Here is a 17,523-nt window from a genome sequence, read left to right on the forward strand (position 1 = left end):
CCTTATCGTCGGCAGCGTCAGATGTGTATAAGAGACAGGGTGGGGAATGCCGGCTAGGCGCGCCCGGCCGGGGGGACCGGCCTGCTCAGCGGGGAGACCCGGATCTCGTCCACGATCGGCGCCTGGGACGAACGCAGGAGGATGCCCGGCCAGATGTCGCTCGCGAAGGTCGTACCGTCGAAGTTCGGTGCCTCCGAGGAGGCGAACTCCACCGTGTTCTCGCCCGCGGAGAGGTCCACCTCGACGGTCAGCTCCGCGAACGCGTTCGCGTGGAACGTGTGCGGGAACAGCACCTTCCGGGCCGGGCCGCCGTTGACGGAGATGTCCGCCCGCCGCGCCAGCGGGTCCGGGTTGTAGTGCGACGCCTCGGCCTGCTCCGGGTTGGAGTAGCGCACCACCATCGCGTACGTCCCGTCGGCGGGCGCCGTCACGTCGAACCGCAGGGTGTTCCCGTTGCCGGGCACGCCGCCGATCCCGGCCACGGCGGCACCGCCGTCGGCCAGCGACCGTTCCTCGACCCTCGCCGTTCCGGTCAGGACACCGTCCTCCGCCTGCTGCTCGACGGCGTCGAGCAGGCCCTGTCCGGTGCCCACCGTGATCCGGTCGAGCACGAGCCCCCGGGCCCGGCCGGTGACCTCGATCTTGTTGATCCCGCCTTCCAGGTGCACCGCGGCCGCGTCGGTCCCGCCCAGGGACGGCACCTCGTGGCCGTTGACCCTCACGCCGCCGCGGCCGGCGAGCGCGTCGACGGTGAGGGTCGCCTCGCCGTCGCGCGCGCCGTACACCCAGAACGTCGCCGTCTCGCCGCGGGCGAGCTCGACCGCGCCGGACCCGGACACCGGCGCCGTGCCGTCCGTCCCGCCGTGGCCGTGCCGCCCGGCCCGGTCGGCCGCCGCGGCCACGGCCTCCGCGTCGTAGACCGCCCGGCCGTCGTGGCGGGTCAGCTCGGCCTCGTACACGGAGGTCGCCGCGTCCGGGTTGGGCAGTGCCAGCGTGATCCGGTCGACGATCGCGTCGCCCCGCGTCGCACCGGAGCCGTCGAGGCTCCGTGCGGCCAGGGAGATCGTGTGCGTGCCCGCGGTCAGGTCCACGGTCGTGTCCGCGTGGTCCCAGACCACCCACTTGTACCCGAGCGGCAGGTACAGCTCCTGCTCGGCCCCGCCGTCGACCCGGACGAACACGTTGGTCGGCCCCTGCTCGGCCACCAGGCCGTACGTGTTGAGGCTGTTGGCGAAGACCGACAGGTCGTAGGTGCCGTCGCGGGGCACGTCCACCTCGAAGTCGAGGACGACGTCGGACCCGGTGCGCAGGCCGCCCACGTCGTACCCGCCCGACGTGTAGAACCTGCCGACGTCGGACGTGGACCCCTCCGGCCCGTTCCGGCTCCAGCCGGTGCCGGAGTGCTCGGCATCCTCCGCCTCGTAGCTGCCGTCCCACAACGTCGGCGTCGCGCTCGACGGCGTGCCCGACCCGGCCGGGGTCACGACGAGCTCGTACGCCGAGGACTCGCGCAGCAGCGGCAGCGTCCCTCCGTCGAACTCGACCGTCACCGTGCCGTCGCCGGACACGGGCAGTGTCAGCTCCGCCACGTGGCGCGGCTGCGCCGAGTCCCCGAGCTGCCCGGTCCACGGGATCTCCCGCACGAACACCCTCACCTGGTCGCCGAACACGTCGCGCGGCACGTTCACCAGGTCCACGGGGGCGGCGCCGTCGGCCCCGCCCAGGATGGTGCGTGCCACGCCGCGGTCCTCGTCCAGGGTCGCGACGCCCTGGAGCGTGTAGTTCTCGCCCGGGAACGGCGGCGTCACCTCCACGGTGTGGCCGGTCATCTGGCCGTACGCGTTGAGCAGCCACCACTGCCCGTTCCCGCGGTTCGCCTCGACCGCGGAGTCCGACAGGTTGCCGTCGATGTTCCAGTAGGCGATGTCCGCGTCGACCTTCGCGTCCTCGATCGCCGAGACCCACTGGATCATCTGGCCGGGCACCGACGTGTGGTAGTTGAACGCGTACTCGTTGATGTTGACCGGCAGCTCGGTGCCCTCGTGGGAGGTGCCGGCGAAGACGTCGGCCTCCCAGCGGCGGTACGTCGCCACCGAGTCGCGGATCTTCTGCGGGTGCGACAGCTCGTGCCAGGTCATGACCTGCGGCACGGTCCCCGCCTCGACCGTGTGCTCCAGGAAGCCCTTGACCTGCGTGAACAGGATGCTCGTGTTGGGGCCCGCGATGCGCGCTTCGGGCATCCGCTCCTTGATGGTCCGGTAGGCCCGGTCCCAGGCGGCGAAGTAGTCGGTGGGGTCGTTCAGCCAGCTCGTGCGGTCGTACGACCACTGGCCGGTGCCGAACATGTTGCCCTCGGGCTCGTTGAACGGCACGAACACGACGTTGTCCTGGTACTCCGGCGGCATCGCGAGCACCTGGTCCACCTGGACGGCCATCTTGTCGAGGAACGTGTCCAGCTTCTCCTCGGGAGTGTCACCGGGCCACTGGTACGGGAAGCCGCGGTGGATGTCCGTCATGTAGATGTAGACGTCGCCGTCCGTCGCGTCGGCCAGCGGACGCACCACCTCCAGCGCGTCGGCACCCGGGTGCTGCGGGCCGTCCTGCGCCTTGGTCGAGACCGTGCGCAGGTTCATCCCCTCCACCAGGTTGTCCGACGGCACTCCCGGCCCGTACAGCCCGTACAGCGTCCCCGAGGCGCCGCCGTGGAACGCGCCGGTGTCGCTGCCCAGGTCCACACGCAGCTCACCCCGCGTGACGGTGACCCGCGCCGTGACGCTCCTGCCCGCCGCCGTGCCCTGGACGGTGTAGACGCCGGAGTGCGCGTACTGCTCCGGGTCCACCTCGTCCCACGTGGCGGGGACGTCCCGGTCGTAGCCGTCGGAGAAGGAGGCGCGGACCGTGGCCGGCAGATCGGGCGCCGCCCCTACGAAGTTCCGCAGCTCGTAGGTGTCCTGCACGGGCTCCACGGCCTCCGGCACGTCGCCCACGAGACCCGCGACCTGGTCGGCGTCCAGCGCGCTCCGGTAGATCCGGAAGTCGGCCACGGCACCGTCCAGCAGCGGGTCGGGGTAGAACGACCTGCCGATGTATCCCGCTGAGGTGGCGCTCGCGGTGAGCAGCTCACCCGCCGACACGGCCGTCGCCGCCGAGGCCACCGCCACGCCGTTCAGGTAGGTGGTCACGAGTCCGGCCGACGTGTCGAGCGTGGTGGTGAGTGTGACCCAGTCACCGGCCCGCAGCGCGCCGTAGCCGGTCACCGTCGCCTCGCCCCCGGCCCCCCGGGTCGTGACGGCGGTGCGCAGCCTCCCCTCGTTGTTCGACGGCGTGCTGAACAGGTAGCGGCTCGTCGACGAGCCGAGGTCGAAGACCCGCTGCCACGCGCCGCCCGTACCGTCCCAGCGCACCCGCGCCGACACCGTCAGGTCGGTCGCGTCCTCCAGCGCTCCGCGGGGGATCGACACGTGTCCGCCGCCGGAGCCGCCGGCCAGGTCGAGCGCCCGGCCGCCGTCGTCGGTGCCGATCACGGACGCCTCGCCCGCGAGCGTGCCGTCCAGGCCGTTTCCGGAGACATCGGGGACGACGCCGTCGGCGATGCCCTCCATGGTGTAGTGCAGGGACGGTGCGGCCGCGTCCGCGGCGCCCGTGGCTTCCGCCGTGGCCGCGGCGGCGCCGGTCGCCAGGCCTGTCGCGAGCGCGAGGGCCGCCGCGAGGGCGGCGGACGTGCGTCGTGGTGAGCGGGAGGAGATGGTTCTCATCGTCGAGGCCTTTCTCTGGTTGTGCCGGGGCTGCGGGCAAGGGAGCTGCCGGTCAGGGGGTCGGGACGAAGACCCGCATGACCGCCGGGCCTCGCTCGGCCCAGCGGTGGTAGGGGATGAGGGTGAGGTCGGCCGTGTCGTCCGGTGCGGGGCCGGGCGGGCCGGACCCGAACGGCGGCGTGCCCTCCGGCGCGGCCGGCGGCGGCGCGATCCGTGCGCGCACCGTGGCGCCGTCGCCGTGCGCGCGGGGCGCGGGGGACGGGTCGAGCCGCACGTCGGCGAGGTCGGTGCCACCGGGCAGGTCGTGCGACTCGAGGCAGAGCACGAGCGGCCCGCGCTCGACGGCGACGGTGCCGCGCAGGGCGTCGATGCGCGGGTCCGGCCAGGTCAGGCGGGGGGCGGTGGGCAGGTCGAGCGTCACGACGTCGCCGGGGGTGAAGGTGCGGCGCACCGCGGCCCAGCCCGGGCGGGCGGGACGCGGGTCGCCCTGCCCGGCACCGGCCGCCCGCGGCGCGGTGACGGACGCGCCGCCGGCCCAGTGCGGGACGCGCAGGCGCAGCGTGACGGGGCGGTCCGGTGCCGAGGTGATCTGCACGCGTACGTGGCCGGAGGTGGGGTAGCGGGTCGTGACGCGCAGACCGAGCGTGCCGCCGTCGTCCAGGCGGACGTCGAGGTCGCCGGGGGCGTACTGGGCCAGCGTGACCGTGTCGCCGTCGACGGTCGCCGTGTAGGCGGGCCAGGAGGCGAGGGTGCGTGCGACGTTGGTGGGGCAGCAGGACACGTCGAACCAGGGGGCGCGCACCCCGCCCTCGGCCCGCGGGTTCACGTCGTCGGGCAGGAGGTCAGCGCCCGGCGTGCGCTGCTGGAGGGGATTGGCGTAGAAGAAGGCGCGGCCGTCCGCGCGTGGCGAGGCCGCCACCACGTTGTAGAGGGTGCGTTCGATGAGGTCGGCGTAGCGGACGTCGTCGGTGGCCAGCAGGAGGCGCCAGGAGACCATGACGGACGCGACGCCGGCACAGGTCTCGCAGTAGGCGCGGTCGGCGGGCAGCTCCCAGTCGTCGCCGAAGCCCTCGTCCTGGTGGCGTGATCCCATGCCGCCGGTGAGATGGGTGCGGCGCTCCACGGAGCGCGTCCACTGACGCTCGACGGCGGCCAGGAGCTCGTCGTCCCCGGTGTCGACCGCGACGTCGACGGCGGCTGCCGCCAGGTACAGGGCGCGTACGGCGTGCCCGCGCCAGACGCCGGCGTCGCGGACGGGGACGTCGTCCTGGAAGTACTGCGGGCCGAGCAGCGCGACCGGGGCCAGGGTGCCGTGACCGCGGCGCTCGACGAAGAGCGCGGCCTGGGCGGTGTAGCGCGGCTCGCCGAGCGCGCGTCCGAGCTCGGCGAGCCCGACCTCGATCTCGGGATGGCCGCACAGGGCCTCGCGGGCTCCGGGACCGAACTCCCGGCACACGTGCTCGGCGGCGCGCACCGCGGCGGCCACGAGCGGGTCGGCCGGCCCTGCCGTGGTGCGGATCCGCGCCACCGCCGCCTGCAGGAGATGGCCGGTGCAGTACAGCTCGTGGCCGGCGGACAGGTCCGAGTAGCGGGGTGCCTGCCCGGCGTGCCCGTAGCAAGTGTTGACGTAGCCGTCGGCGTCCTGGGCGGCGACCACGCGGGCGGCGAGCGCCTCGAACGTGGCGTTCACCGTGACGTCGCCCGTGCGGCCGTGCTCCCAGGCAAGCGCCTCCAGCAGCTTGTAGACCTCCGAGTCGGAGAACTGCCAGCCGGGTCGCACGTGGCCGGCCGTGGTCCCGGCCGCGACACGGTCGAAGTTCGCGATCCAGCCCAGCCGCTCCATCCACTCCTGGCAGTGCCCCAGGGTGGCGCTCGCGTTGGTCTCGAGGCGGGAGGCCCAGAAGCCGCCGGTGACCCGCACCTCGCCGAGCCCGGTGCCGCGCCGCGACGTGCCGGGTGCGACGGGGCGGGCGAGCCGGGTGTCGGGGTGCCGCATGCCGCCGGGTACGGCGCCGGGCGGCGGAGCGGGCGCGGCCGAGGCCGCGTGGGTGTGGGTCACTTTCGCCCTTTCGGAGTTCGATCGGCCTCTCGGCGAGGCTCGTTCCGGGTGCGGCCGGTCCTGCGGCCGCACCCTCGGCTGCGTCGCGGCGGTCAGTCCTTGACCGCCCCGGCGGTCACGCCCGCCGTCACGAATCGCTGCGCGACGACGAGCAGGACCGCCGCCGGCACGGACGCGACGACGGCGGTCGCCATGATCGCGTTCCACTGCGTGGTGTTGTTGCCGATGTACTGGTAGATCCCGAGCGTGATCGGGACGAGGTCGCCGTTGCGGTCGAGCGTGGAGGCGAAGATGAAGTCCGACCACGCCCACAGGAACGCGAACAGTGCCACGGTGAGGGTGGAGTTGCGGCTCAGGGGCAGGACCACCGAGACGAACGTGCGCCAGGCGTTGGCGCCGTCGACCCGCGCCGCCTGCAGCAGCTCGCGCGGGATGCCCGCCATGAACGCCGTGTACAGCAGGACGCCGAACGGGACGGCGATCGTGGAGTCGGCCACGATGAGCCCGCCCACGGAGTTGAGCAGCCCGAGCCGCACGTACACGGCGTAGAAGCCCATCGCCATGACGACCGCGGGGATCATCTGCGCCACGAGCAGCAGGAAGTTGAGCGTGCCGCGTCCGGGCAGGCGCAGCTGTGCGACGGCGTACCCGGCCGGTGCGGCGATCACCACGGTCAGCACCACGCAGCCGAGGCCGACCAGCAGGCTGGTGCCCAGGGCCGGGAGCTGCTGGGCGAGCACGGCCTGGTAGCCCTCCGTGGTGGGTGCCCAGGGGAACCAGTGCGGCGGGTCTGCCCGCAGGTCGGAGGTGCGGGTCAGGGAGACGTTGAACATCCAGTAGACGGGGAAGAGCATGACGGCCGTGAAGAACACGCCCAGTGCGGTCTTCCACCAGGTCCGTCCGGACGCCCCGGGCGTGGGCCGGCGGTTCATGAGTCCTCCTGGCGGCGCTGGATCTGAAGGTGCAGGAACCCGAACACGAGGGCGATGACGATCAGCACGTTGCCGACGGCCGCCGCGGGGGAGAAGTCGGGCTGTCCGGTGCCGAACGCCTCCCGGTAGGACCAGATGGCGAGTGTGGTCGAGGTGTCTCCGGGCCCGCCGGTGGTCATCACCCAGATGACGTCCACGACCTTGAGCGTGTAGATCAGGCCGAGGAGCAGGGTGATCGCCGAGACGGGGCGCAGCAGGGGGAACGTGATGCTCCAGAACTGCCGCCAGGGGCCGGCGCCGTCGAGCGAGGCCGCCTCGTACACGTCGCCCGGGATGCTCTGCAGGCCCGAGTGCAGGATCACCAGGTTGAAGGGGATGCCGAGCCAGATGTTCGCGATGGTGACGGCGAGCAGGGCCGTGTCCGGTGACGTCAGCCAGTTGATCTGTGGCACGCCGAACGCGCCGAGGAAGGAGTTGACGATGCCGTTCTCGCTGCTGAGCATCCACGCCCAGGTCGAGGCCGAGACGATCAGCGGCAGCAGCCACGGCACCAGGAACATGGCGCGCAGGAGGGTCGACAGGCGGAACCCGGACCGGAAGAACACCGCGAGCGCGAGCCCGATCGCGTACTGGAACAGGATCGAGGCGAGCGTGAAGATCGCCGTGTTGGTCAGGGCCGTGGTGAAGGTGTCCGAGGCGAAGATCTCGGCGTACTTCTCCAGGCCGACGAACTCGGCGTTGCCCTGGACGAACGCGCGGATCGTGTAGTCGTGCACGGACAGGTCGACGTTCCGCCACAGCGGGTAGGCGTAGAAGAGGACCAGGTAGACCAGGAGGGGTGCGGCGAAGCCGGCCGCCGTCCACCCTCGGGCGGACCCGCGGGTGGACGGGCGGCGGCGTGGCGCCGGAAGCGCGAGGACCATCAGCTCGTGGCGGCCTCGGCGTCGGCCTGTGCCTTGGACAGCGCGTCGGCGGGGGTGTCCACGCCGGACAGCGCGTTCTGCACGGCCGTCCAGAGCGCCTCGCTGATCTTCGGGTAGTCGGTGCCAAGGTCGTCGCTGGTGCGGCCCTTCGCGTTGCGCACGGCCTCGACCCACGGCTCCAGGTCCGGGTTCTCCTCCAGGAGGGCGTCCTGGCCCTCGGCCGTCGGCGGGATGTAGTAGGCGAACGTGTTCGCGGTCTCGACCAGGCCCTCCGGCGTGGTCATGCACTCGACGATCTGGCGCGTCACGTCGTACCGGGCCGTGTCCTCCTGGACCGGGGCGATGATGAACTCGCCGCCGGTCGGGGCGGGTGCGACGCCGCCGTCGCGGGCCGGGAGCTGGACCAGGCCGGTCTCGAAGCCCGCCTCGGCCGCGCTGTTCACCTGCCAGGTGCCGTTCTCCGCGAACGCGAAGTCGCCGGTGAGGAACTCCTCCCAGACGGTGTTCTGCGAGTTGTTGATCACCGAGTCGGGCGCGTAGCCGTCGTCCAGCCAGCCCTTCCAGAGCTCCAGCGCCTCGACCGCCTCGGGGGAGTCGAGGTCGCGCAGGTCGGCGCCGGCGCCCCAGAACCAGGGCAGGAACTGGAAGGAGCCCTCCTCGGTGCCGATGCCGGCGAAGGTGATGCCCTTGTGCCCGGCGTCGGTCACCTTGCCGAGCGCGGCGGTGAGGGAGTCCCAGTCGGTGATCGAGTCGGCCTCGACGCCGGCGTCGTCGAGGACCTCGGCGTTGTAGTAGAGCGACAGGGTGTTGGCCCCGATCGGGATGCCGTAGGTCTCACCGTCCACGACGCCCGCGGCCAGCAGGTTCTCGTCGATCGCGGAGGTGTCGAGGCCGAGTTCCCCGGTGGTGGTGAGCATGCCGGTGTCCGCGAGGGTGGAGACCGCCGGGTTGTCGAGCAGGATGACGTCGGGGGACGTGCCCTCCTGGGCGGCGAGCAGCGCCTGGTTGGTCAGGGCCGTGGTGTCGTAGGCGGTGCGCTCGATCGTGACCCCGGCCTCCTCGCCGCAGGCCTGGACCCGGTTCGCCCAGTCCGAGCCGTCCTCGTGCTGCGGGTAGGGGTCCCACCAGGTGTAGGTGCCGCCGGCCTCGTCCGCCCCGGCGTCGTCGGCGGTGGAGCAGGCTGCCAGGCCGCCGACGACGGCGATCGTGGCCAGGCCGGCCGTGAGCGGGCGGGTGATGCCGCGCTTCGGGTGGTGCATGGTGTTCCTCCTTGAACATGGACCGGACGGTCCGTGGGGGGTGCCAGGCGTGTGAGCGTTAACACACGCGATGCGTCAGATGGAGTGCTCTCGGGTGGGTCGAGGTCAGGGTGGGCCGGGCGCGCTCTGGTGGAGCGGCGCGCGGCTCAGGCGGGCGGGGTGCCGGTGCTGCCGCGGTCGACGAGCTCGGGCGAGACGAACCGGACCACGTACGGGTCGTCGGGCGAGATCTCGCCCTCGATCCGGCGCACGAGCTGGCGCACGGCCATGCGGCCGAGACGGTCCGGCGCGCTCTCCACCGCCGAGTAGTGCAGGGAGAAGGTGCTGGCGAACTCCTCCGAGTACCGCCCGATGACCGACAGGTCACGGGGCGCGGACAGGCCGCGCTCGTGCAGCACGCTCGGGAGTGCGGCGGCCGCCGCCTCGTTGTTGAGGATCAGCCCCGTCGCGTCCGGGTACGTGTCGAGCAGGCCGGTCAGGTCCCGGCCGATCTCGGGCTGGCGCGAGGAGCCGAACGCCGCGTGCAGGACGACGCCCCGGGCGCGGGCCGCCTCCCGCGCGGCGTTCTGCAGCCGCCACACGTAGGCGCCGCCGCGTTCGACGACGTGCTCGGGCTGGGACACGAGGATCAGCTCGCGGTGCCCGAGCCGTACCAGGTGGTCGACCATGAGCCGGCCGGCCTCCTCGAAGTCGAGGTCGAAGACGTCGACCCCGGTGCAGTCGCCCGGCAGGCCCACGAGCGCACCCGGCTGGGGTGCGGCCCGGAGCACGGGGAGCCGGTCGTCCTCGTCGGCGACGTTGAGCAGGACGACGCCGTCGACCATGCGCGAGTCGCTCATGCGCCGCAGGGCGCGCGTGCCGTCCTCCTCGGTGGACAGCAGGAGGTCGTAGCCCAGTTCCCGGGCCGTGTTCGAGACGCCCAGCATGTACTGCAGCATCGCGGGCGCGAACTCGTCCTCGAGGAAGCGGGCGAGCAGCCCGATCACCATCGTCTGCGAGGTCGCCAGCGCCCGGGCTCCCGCGTTCGGCGTGTACCCCAGCTCGCGCACGGCGGCCTCGACGCGACCGCGGGCCTGGTCGGAGATGGCGCGCTTGCCCGACAGGGCGTACGAGACCGTGCTGCGGGAAACGCCCGCCAGCCGTGCGACATCACCGATGGTGACCACTGCGCCTCCTTGCGTCATGTGAACCGGTTCGGGTTGTGAACCGGTTCGAACCTAACCACAGACCCGGCGGCGCACGCAAGCCGTCGCGGCGAGATTTCGTTGGTGGGACGGCGTTTCCAGCTTGCGCGACGCCGGATCTGACGCTGCGAACCGCGTCGAAGTTGTCGAACCGGTTCACGTCACCGGGCCGAAGATCCCGCTGCTCACGGAGGTTCCGTTGTCAGCGGCGGCCCTGCTGCTCACGCCGGTCGCCGCGCGGCGGCACGGCCACCGGCCGGATCCTCGGTAGTGTCCTTCCGGACCTCCCCGCCGACGTGAAGGGTAAGCATGGCCGACTACGTCCTCGCCATCGACCAGGGAACCACCAGCACCCGGGCCATCGTGTTCGACCACGGCGGCACGATCGTGGCGACCGGGCAGCTGGAGCACGACCAGATCTTCCCGCGGCCCGGCTGGGTGGAGCACGATCCGGTGCAGATCTGGGACAACACCCGCCAGGTCGTGGGCAGTGCGCTGACCCGGGCGAACATCAACCACCGGGACCTGGCGGCGGTCGGCATCACGAACCAGCGCGAGACCACGGTCGTGTGGGACCGCACCACGGGCAAGCCGGTGCACAACGCGATCGTCTGGCAGGACACGCGCACGCAGGCGATCGTCGACGAACTCGCCGGTGCGGCCGGGCCCGACCGCTACAAGGAGGTGGTCGGGCTGCCGCTCGCCACCTACTTCTCCGGTCCCAAGGTGAAGTGGGTCCTGGACAACGTCGACGGCGCCCGTGAGGCGGCCGAGCGCGGGGACCTGCTGTTCGGCACCACCGACTCCTGGCTGCTGTGGAACATGACGGGCGGGGTCGAGGGAGGCGTCCACGTCACCGACGTCACCAACGCGTCGCGCACGATGCTCATGGACCTGCGGACCCTGAGCTGGCGTGCGGACATCGCGGCGGACCTGGGGATCCCGGTCTCGATGCTGCCTCGGATCCTCTCCTCGTCCCAGGTCTACGGCCACGGCCGGGCGCACGGCATGGTGCCTGGCGTCCCGATCGCCGGGATCCTCGGCGACCAGCAGGCCGCGACCTTCGGGCAGGCGTGCTTCGACGTGGGCTCTGCCAAGAACACCTACGGCACGGGCAACTTCATGCTGCTCAACACGGGCACCGAGCCGGTGCCCTCGGAGCACGGGCTGCTCACCACGGTCTGCTACCAGGTGGGTGACGCCGAGGCCGTGTACGCGCTGGAGGGCTCCATCGCGGTGACCGGGTCGCTGGTCCAGTGGCTGCGCGACAACATCGGCCTCTTCCACGACACCCAGGACGTGGAGTACATGGCCCGCAAGGTCTCCGACAACGGCGGGGCCTACTTCGTGCCGGCCTTCTCCGGCCTGTTCGCGCCGTACTGGCGGCCCGACGCGCGCGGGGCGCTGGTGGGCCTGACCCGGTACGTCAACCGCAACCACATCGCCCGCGCAGCCCTGGAGGCGACCGCGTTCCAGACGCGCGACGTCGTGGACGCCATGCGGGCCGACGCCGGCATCGCCCCCACGGAGCTCAAGGTCGACGGCGGCATGGTGGCCAACGAACTGCTCATGCAGTTCCAGGCGGACCAGCTCGGGATCGACGTCGTGCGGCCGCGGGTCGCCGAGACGACGGCGCTCGGGGCCGCGTACGCGGCGGGGATCGCCGTCGGCTTCTGGTCGGGCGAGGCGGACGTCGCCGCCAACTGGGCCGAGGGCGGCCGCTGGTCGCCGCGCATGCCCGAGGACGAGCGCGAGCGCCTCTACCGCAACTGGAGGAAGGCGGTCACCAAGACCCTGGACTGGGTGGACGACGACGCCCGCTGACCGGGATCGGTTACGTTGCCCGCGTGAACACGATTCCCGCAGTACCCCGGCCGGCCGCCACCGTGATCCTGGTGCGAGACCGGCCCGACCCGTCCGGTGAGCGCCCCTCGTTGCAGGTGTTCTTGCAGCGCAGGGTGCCGACGATGGCGTTCGCCGCGGGGATGACCGTCTTCCCCGGTGGAGCCGTCGACGCCGGGGACTCGATCGTGCCGGCCCGCACCCGTGGGCCCGGGGCCGCGGAGTGGGGGCGCCGCTTCTCGTGCGAGCCCGGGCAGGCGGCCGGGTACCTGCACGCCGCCGTGCGTGAGACGTTCGAGGAGTGCGGGGTGCTGCTCGCAGGGCCCGCCGGACCGCCGTCCGGCGCCGGGGAGCCGGTGCTCGACGACGCCGCTGCGCACGCCGCGCGCACCGGCCTGATCGAGAGGACACGCACCCTGGCCGGCGTGCTGGACGACGCCGGCCTGGCCCTGCGGGCCGATCTCCTGCACCCGTGGGCCCGATGGATCACGCCCGAGCAGGAGCCGCGTCGCTACGACGCCGCGTTCTTCGTCGCGGCGCTCCCCGCCGGGCAGGCGGCCGACGCCCGCACCACGGAGGCGGTCGAGGCCCGCTGGTGGCGTCCTGCCGACATCCTCCGGGAGCACGCGGGCGGCGCCGCGCGGCTGATGCCGCCCACCTGGCTGACGCTCACGGAGCTTGCCGGGTTCGAGGACGCCGCGGCGGTCGTGGCGGCGGCCGCGGACCGCGTCGTGACGCCGGTCCGCCCCACGCTCGTGCGCAAGGGGGAGCGGACGGTCGCCGTCGTCGGCGACCGGGAGATCACGCTGCCGTGAGCGGGTCGCGGCGGGCCGCCTCGCCTACGAGCCGCCCGTCTGCGCGCTGTTGCCGTGCCCGCCGAAGTTCGCCGCGTTGTTCTTCCCGGACACGGTGTTCACCTGTCCGATGAAGATGGGCTGCCCGACGTACCCGGCGTCGCGCTGGGCGGCGGCGATCTCGTTCTGGATGGCCCACAGGGGTTCGACCTGCCAGGCCGCGATGACGTGCCGGGTCCCGCTGACCCAGATCTCCAGCTCGTGCCAGTACGCCGTCCTGGGCTGCGCCCTGACGTGGGCGACGAAGAACACGATCGCCCCGACGGCGCACGGGCCCACGAAGATCGCCATCCCGATCATCTGCCCGATCCACTCCGGCGTCCCGGGGTCCGCGGTCACCACGACGAATCCGGTGAGCGCGAAGGCCACGGCGGCGAGGGCGCAGGCCAGTCCCAGGGCCATGAACACGCACCCGGGCCCTGCCGGCCGGTACCACCTGTCCATCACCTGGGTCCCGTCGATCCGGGAGACCTGGAACACCCCGCCGGCGGTGTGGAGCTGTCCTTGCTCGATCCGGATCGTCTGCTGCCGGACCGGCGGCTGATCCGTCACAGGCCCAGGGCCCGGATCGCCGCGCCGACCGCCGACGCCGCGCCCGCAGCCGTGGTGACCGAGGCGCTCACACCGTCGATGACGTTCTGGACCCGCCGCAGTGAGGTCGCCCGGCGGGTCTCGTCCGACGTGGACTCGATGTCGTCGGCGCCGAACTCCAGGGCAACCTTCGCGGGGCCTTCCAGGTCGGCCGCGAGCGCGCGGATGGCCCGGACCGCGCTCTCGATCGCGTCCTGGCCGTTGCTGTGGGCGTTCACTGTTGCCGAGTTGTTCGACCCGCCGATGTTGACGGCGTTGCCGCTGCCGGACACGTCGACGTGGTGCGCACGCTCTTGCATGAGAGCTCCTCCGATGATGTTCGCCCAGGTGGGTGGACTGGGACTGTCCCAAAGACCGGCCTGTGCGCGCAAGCGAGCGAGGCGCGCGGGCGACGTTCGTTATTTCAATACGCCACCGTACCGTTTCGTAATGGGTGTACCGTGGCTGACATGAGCAGCGACCCCCATTCCCCCGAGGCCGGGCCCGAGGACGCCGGCCACCCGCGCCGGTGGCTGATCCTCGGCGTACTCGTCGTCAGCCTGATCGTCACGGTCCTGGACAACACCGTCCTGAACGTCGCCCTGAAGACCCTGGCCGATCCGGTCCACGGCCTCGGCGCGGCCCAGAGCGACCTGGCCTGGATGATCAACTCCTACACGCTCGTCTTCGCCGGGCTGCTGTTCGTGTTCGGCGTGCTCGGCGACCGGATCGGCCGCAGGCGGATCCTCGTGATCGGGATGGCGGTCTTCGGTTCGGCATCCCTGTTGTCGGCGTACGCGCAGAACCCGGACCAGCTCATCTGGTACCGCGCCCTGATGGGGGCCGGGGCGGCGGCGATGATGCCGTCCACGCTGTCCCTGCTGCGCGCGGTGTTCTCCGAGCGGGAGTTCCCCCGTGCGCTCGGCATCTGGAGCGGTGCGGTCGGGGTCGGCGGGGCGATCGGCCCGATCGTCGGAGGCGCCCTGCTCGAGCGGTTCTGGTGGGGGTCGGTGTTCCTGATCAACGTGCCGGTGGTGCTGCTCGGCCTGGTGATGATCCTCGTCGTGGCGCCCGAGTCGAAGGGGCGGCAGGACCGGCCGGACCTGGTGGGCATGGCCCTGTCGGTGGTCGCGCTCGTGCTGATCACCTACGGCGTCATCGAGGCCGGCGACTCGGGCTCCTGGACGGGCGTCGAGGTGTGGGGCACCATCGCCGCCGGCCTCGCGGGGCTGGTGGTGTTCGTCCGGTGGGAGCTGCGGACGCCGCACGCCTCACTCGATCCGCGGCTGTTCCTCGACCGGCGTTTCGCGTCCGCCTCGGCGCTGATCGCCCTGGTGTTCTTCGCGATGCTCGGCCTGTTCTTCTTCATGTCGTTCTACATCCAGATCGTGCGCGACCGCACCCCGCTGCAGGCGGGCCTGATGTTCCTGGCATTCGGTGCGGGCATGATGATCTTCTCGCCGTTGTCGAGCACGTTCGTCAAGCGGTTCGGCACCCGGGCCGTGGGCCTGGCCGGCCTGACCTTGGTGGGGCTCGTGTTCCTCGCGATCGCGCAGGTCCGGGTGGACACGCCGCTGTGGGTGATCGAGGTGCTGTTCTTCGTGCAGTCCGCCGGGATGGCCAACCTGATGCCGCCCGCGATGAACACGATGATGCAGTCGGTGCCCCGGGAGCGCGCCGGTGTGGCCTCCGCGCTGAGCAACACGCTGCGCCAGGTCGGCGGTGCGCTCGGCGTCGCCGTGCTCGGTACGGTCATGGCGCAGGCCTACCAGAGCCGGATCGCCGATGCCGCGCCCCAGTTGCCCGAAGCGGCGCAGACGTCCCTGAGCGCGACGTACGGAGCCGTCGCGGAGGGGGCGGTACCCCAGGAGCAGGTGCCGGCCCTGATGTCGGCGGCGGACACCGCGTTCCTCGGCGCGATGCACACCACCGCGTACGTCTCCGCCGCGATGGCGGTGCTCGGGATGATCGTCGTCGGCCGGTACTTCGCGGGCCGGCAGGCGGACGACGCCCGGCCGGGGGCCGGCGGGAGGGGACGGGCCGCCGCCCAAGCCGCGGCCGGACACGAGCAGGCGGCCGGACACGAGCAGGCTGCCGGACACGAGCAGTAGGTGACAATGTTCCGATGACGTCCCAGAACACGGCTCCCGGCTGCGAGCTGCCGGCCGCGGCGGTGGGCCGCCCGCGCAGCGAGGCGGCCAGCCGCGCGATCCTGGATGCCGTGCTCGACCTCGTGGCCGAGCACGGCTCCATCGGCGCGATCACGGTGGAGGCGGTCGCCTCGCGGGCCGGCAGCTCCAAGGCGACGGTGTACCGGCGGTGGCCCTCGAAGGAGGCGCTGGTCGCGGCCGCGGTGGAGAGCATCAAGGCGCCGCCCGTCCTCGACCTCCCGCACGAGTCCGTGCGGGACGACCTGGTGCGCCTGCTGCGCGGGATACGCACCGACGTCTCGCCGGCGGAGCGGCGGATCATGAAGTGCATCATGGTCGAGTCCGAGGACAACCCGGAGCTGGCGCGCCAGCAGGAACGCCTGATGACCCGCCGCCGTCGTGCGGGGATCGAGGCCGTCCGGTACTGGATGGACCGCGGCGAGCTGCGCGCGGACCTCGACCCGGCGCTGGTCGCCGCCGCGCTGGTCAGTCCGATGCTCACGATCATGATCTACGGCCACTACCCGCACCTGCGTACCGAGGACCTGGCCGAACGCCTCGTCGATCAGCTCCTGGGGGGAATCGCCGCGGGCTGAGCGCGCGGCGGAACCCAGACGAGCAATTGGTGGACATCAAGGAGGAATCGGGCGGCTGTGCGTTACGCCCGGGTTTCCCCGGAGAACTCGCGGAGAAAAATCGCGGCGAGTTCCTTGACGGGGAGCCGCGCGGGAAACTAGATCTAGCCCATGGAGGTCTTCGAGAAGTGGGAGTCCGAGATCCGGGGCTACAGCAGGACCTGGCCCACGGTGTTCACCTCGGCGTCGAACGCGCGTCAGGTCGACGAGGCTGGTAAGAGCTACATCGACTTCTTCGCTGGTGCGGGTGTGCTGAACTTCGGGCACAACAACGAGCGAATGAAAAGGGCAATCATCGCTTTTCTCGAGGCGGACGGCATCGCGCACAGCCTCGACATGGCGACGACGGTCAAACGGGAATTCCTCGAAGGGTTCGCCGAGACGATCCTGGGCCCGCGTGGCATGACCATGCGCATGCAATTCATGGGGCCCACGGGCAGCAACGCGGTGGAGGCGGCCCTCAAGCTCGCCCGGCGGGTCACGGGCAGACGGGACGTGGTCGCGTTCACGCACGGGTTCCACGGCATGACGCTGGGGTCTCTCGCGCTGACCGCGAACGACTACTTCCGCAACGCCGCCGGGGTGCCGCTGGAGAACGTGGTCCGCCTGCCCTTCGAGACCGCGCCCGGTGGCGGGATGCAGGCGCTGGAGGACTACCGCGCACTGCTCGCCGACGGCTCCAGCGGCCTGAAGCCGCCGGCGGCCTTCGTGGTGGAGACCATCCAGGCCGAGGGTGGTGTCAACGTCGCGAGCGGCGAGTGGCTGCGCGCCGTGCAGCAGCTCGCACGGGACGTGGACGCCCTGTTCGTCATCGACGACATCCAGGTCGGATGTGGCAGGACCGGGAGCTACTTCAGCTTCGACGGCATGGACCTGGACCCCGACATCGTGTGCCTCGCCAAGGGCATCGGCGGGTTCGGCACGCCGCTCGCGATGAATCTGGTCAAGCCCGAGTACGACGCCCGCTGGTCACCCGGTGAGCACACCGGGACATTCCGCGGCCAGGGACTGTCGTTCGTCGCCGGCCGCGAGGCGGTCCGGTACTTCGAGGACGACGCCCTGATGCAGCGCGTGCGGGACCGGGGCGAGACCATGGCGAGCGCGCTGCGGATGATCGTGCGGGACTCCGACCGCGGGTTCACCATGCGCGGCCGGGGCATGATCCAGGGGCTCGACCTGGGCGACGGCGCCCTCGCCAAGGCCGTGACCACGGCCTCCTTCGAGGCCGGACTGCTCGTGTGCCCGTGCGGCACCGGCGGCCGCGTGCTCAAGCTGATCCCGCCGCTGACCATCGGTGACGACGACCTGGCCGCCGGGCTCGAGATCCTGGCCGCCGCGGTCCGGAGCTCGACCTGAGCGG

The 17,523-nt window shown here is 71.9% G+C and carries 13 protein-coding genes; 5 read left to right on the forward strand and 8 right to left on the reverse strand.

The genetic code is table 11. The annotated features are described in order from the left end of the window. Positions 1-53: 53 nt before the first annotated feature. The 6 genes from HGK34_RS18600 to HGK34_RS18625 form a co-directional block, all read right to left on the reverse strand. Positions 54-3,755, reverse strand: a complete 3,702-nt coding sequence (locus HGK34_RS18600) for a LamG-like jellyroll fold domain-containing protein (RefSeq protein WP_201850170.1) — start codon at positions 3,753-3,755, stop codon at positions 54-56. A gap of 52 nt (positions 3,756-3,807) precedes the next feature. Then, positions 3,808-5,751: a glycoside hydrolase family 127 protein gene (locus HGK34_RS18605; protein WP_201850219.1), complete on the reverse strand. Its 1,944-nt coding sequence runs from the start codon at positions 5,749-5,751 to the stop codon at positions 3,808-3,810. A 155-nt stretch (positions 5,752-5,906) separates the two neighbouring features. Then, positions 5,907-6,746: a carbohydrate ABC transporter permease gene (locus HGK34_RS18610; protein WP_201850172.1), complete on the reverse strand. Its 840-nt coding sequence runs from the start codon at positions 6,744-6,746 to the stop codon at positions 5,907-5,909. Then, the gene (locus HGK34_RS18615; RefSeq protein WP_201850175.1) at positions 6,743-7,669 is read right to left on the reverse strand and encodes a carbohydrate ABC transporter permease; all 927 of its coding nucleotides are present in this window, start codon (positions 7,667-7,669) and stop codon (positions 6,743-6,745) included. The genes HGK34_RS18610 and HGK34_RS18615 overlap by 4 nt, the downstream gene beginning before the upstream one ends. Continuing rightward, positions 7,669-8,928 carry a sugar ABC transporter substrate-binding protein gene (locus tag HGK34_RS18620; RefSeq protein ID WP_201850177.1) on the reverse strand — a complete coding sequence of 420 codons (1,260 nt, stop codon included), beginning with the start codon at positions 8,926-8,928 and terminating at the stop codon, positions 7,669-7,671. The genes HGK34_RS18615 and HGK34_RS18620 overlap by 1 nt, the downstream gene beginning before the upstream one ends. 146 nt (positions 8,929-9,074) lie before the next feature. Then, the gene (locus HGK34_RS18625) at positions 9,075-10,094 is read right to left on the reverse strand and encodes a LacI family DNA-binding transcriptional regulator (RefSeq protein ID WP_201850179.1); all 1,020 of its coding nucleotides are present in this window, start codon (positions 10,092-10,094) and stop codon (positions 9,075-9,077) included. Between the two features lie 327 nt (positions 10,095-10,421). Between HGK34_RS18625 and glpK the strand changes: the two genes are divergently transcribed. Continuing rightward, a complete protein-coding gene (glpK, locus tag HGK34_RS18630) occupies positions 10,422-11,936 on the forward strand; it encodes a glycerol kinase GlpK (protein ID WP_201850181.1) in 1,515 nt (504 codons plus the stop codon). A gap of 23 nt (positions 11,937-11,959) precedes the next feature. Beyond that, positions 11,960-12,769, forward strand: coding sequence for an NUDIX hydrolase (locus HGK34_RS18635; protein ID WP_201850183.1), 810 nt, complete (start codon positions 11,960-11,962; stop codon positions 12,767-12,769). 24 nt (positions 12,770-12,793) lie between these two features. Here the strand turns inward: HGK34_RS18635 and HGK34_RS18640 are convergent, their stop codons facing one another. Next, positions 12,794-13,360 (reverse strand): hypothetical protein, encoded by a 567-nt coding sequence (locus HGK34_RS18640; protein ID WP_201850185.1) that lies wholly within the window; start codon positions 13,358-13,360, stop codon positions 12,794-12,796. Beyond that, positions 13,357-13,698, reverse strand: a complete 342-nt coding sequence (locus HGK34_RS18645; RefSeq protein ID WP_201850187.1) for a hypothetical protein — start codon at positions 13,696-13,698, stop codon at positions 13,357-13,359. Before HGK34_RS18645 ends, HGK34_RS18640 begins: the two co-directional genes overlap by 4 nt. Positions 13,699-13,848: 150 nt before the next feature. Between HGK34_RS18645 and HGK34_RS18650 the strand changes: the two genes are divergently transcribed. The 3 genes from HGK34_RS18650 (at position 13,849) to HGK34_RS18660 (ending at position 17,519) form a co-directional block, all read left to right on the forward strand. Continuing rightward, the gene (locus tag HGK34_RS18650) at positions 13,849-15,489 is read left to right on the forward strand and encodes an MFS transporter (RefSeq protein ID WP_201850189.1); all 1,641 of its coding nucleotides are present in this window, start codon (positions 13,849-13,851) and stop codon (positions 15,487-15,489) included. Positions 15,490-15,503: 14 nt separating this feature from the next. Further along, positions 15,504-16,124 (forward strand): TetR/AcrR family transcriptional regulator, encoded by a 621-nt coding sequence (locus HGK34_RS18655; protein ID WP_201850191.1) that lies wholly within the window; start codon positions 15,504-15,506, stop codon positions 16,122-16,124. A 150-nt stretch (positions 16,125-16,274) separates the two neighbouring features. Then, the gene (locus tag HGK34_RS18660) at positions 16,275-17,519 is read left to right on the forward strand and encodes an aspartate aminotransferase family protein (RefSeq protein ID WP_201850193.1); all 1,245 of its coding nucleotides are present in this window, start codon (positions 16,275-16,277) and stop codon (positions 17,517-17,519) included. Positions 17,520-17,523: the final 4 nt, after the last annotated feature.

It is taken from the genome of Myceligenerans indicum, assembly GCF_016742955.1.
GTDB lineage: Bacteria > Actinomycetota > Actinomycetes > Actinomycetales > Cellulomonadaceae > Myceligenerans > Myceligenerans indicum.

Excerpts from the sequence above, each read along its gene's own strand:
- HGK34_RS18600 (WP_201850170.1), bottom strand. The coding sequence starts at position 3,755 with ATGAGAACCATCTCCTCCCGCTCACCACGACGCACGTCCGCCGCCCTC.
- HGK34_RS18605 (WP_201850219.1), bottom strand. The coding sequence starts at position 5,751 with ATGCGGCACCCCGACACCCGGCTCGCCCGCCCCGTCGCACCCGGCACG.
- HGK34_RS18610 (WP_201850172.1), bottom strand. The coding sequence starts at position 6,746 with ATGAACCGCCGGCCCACGCCCGGGGCGTCCGGACGGACCTGGTGGAAG.
- HGK34_RS18615 (WP_201850175.1), bottom strand. The coding sequence starts at position 7,669 with ATGGTCCTCGCGCTTCCGGCGCCACGCCGCCGCCCGTCCACCCGCGGG.
- HGK34_RS18620 (WP_201850177.1), bottom strand. The coding sequence starts at position 8,928 with ATGCACCACCCGAAGCGCGGCATCACCCGCCCGCTCACGGCCGGCCTG.
- glpK (WP_201850181.1), top strand. The coding sequence starts at position 10,422 with ATGGCCGACTACGTCCTCGCCATCGACCAGGGAACCACCAGCACCCGG.
- HGK34_RS18645 (WP_201850187.1), bottom strand. The coding sequence starts at position 13,698 with ATGCAAGAGCGTGCGCACCACGTCGACGTGTCCGGCAGCGGCAACGCC.
- HGK34_RS18650 (WP_201850189.1), top strand. The coding sequence starts at position 13,849 with ATGAGCAGCGACCCCCATTCCCCCGAGGCCGGGCCCGAGGACGCCGGC.
- HGK34_RS18655 (WP_201850191.1), top strand. The coding sequence starts at position 15,504 with ATGACGTCCCAGAACACGGCTCCCGGCTGCGAGCTGCCGGCCGCGGCG.
- HGK34_RS18660 (WP_201850193.1), top strand. The coding sequence starts at position 16,275 with ATGGAGGTCTTCGAGAAGTGGGAGTCCGAGATCCGGGGCTACAGCAGG.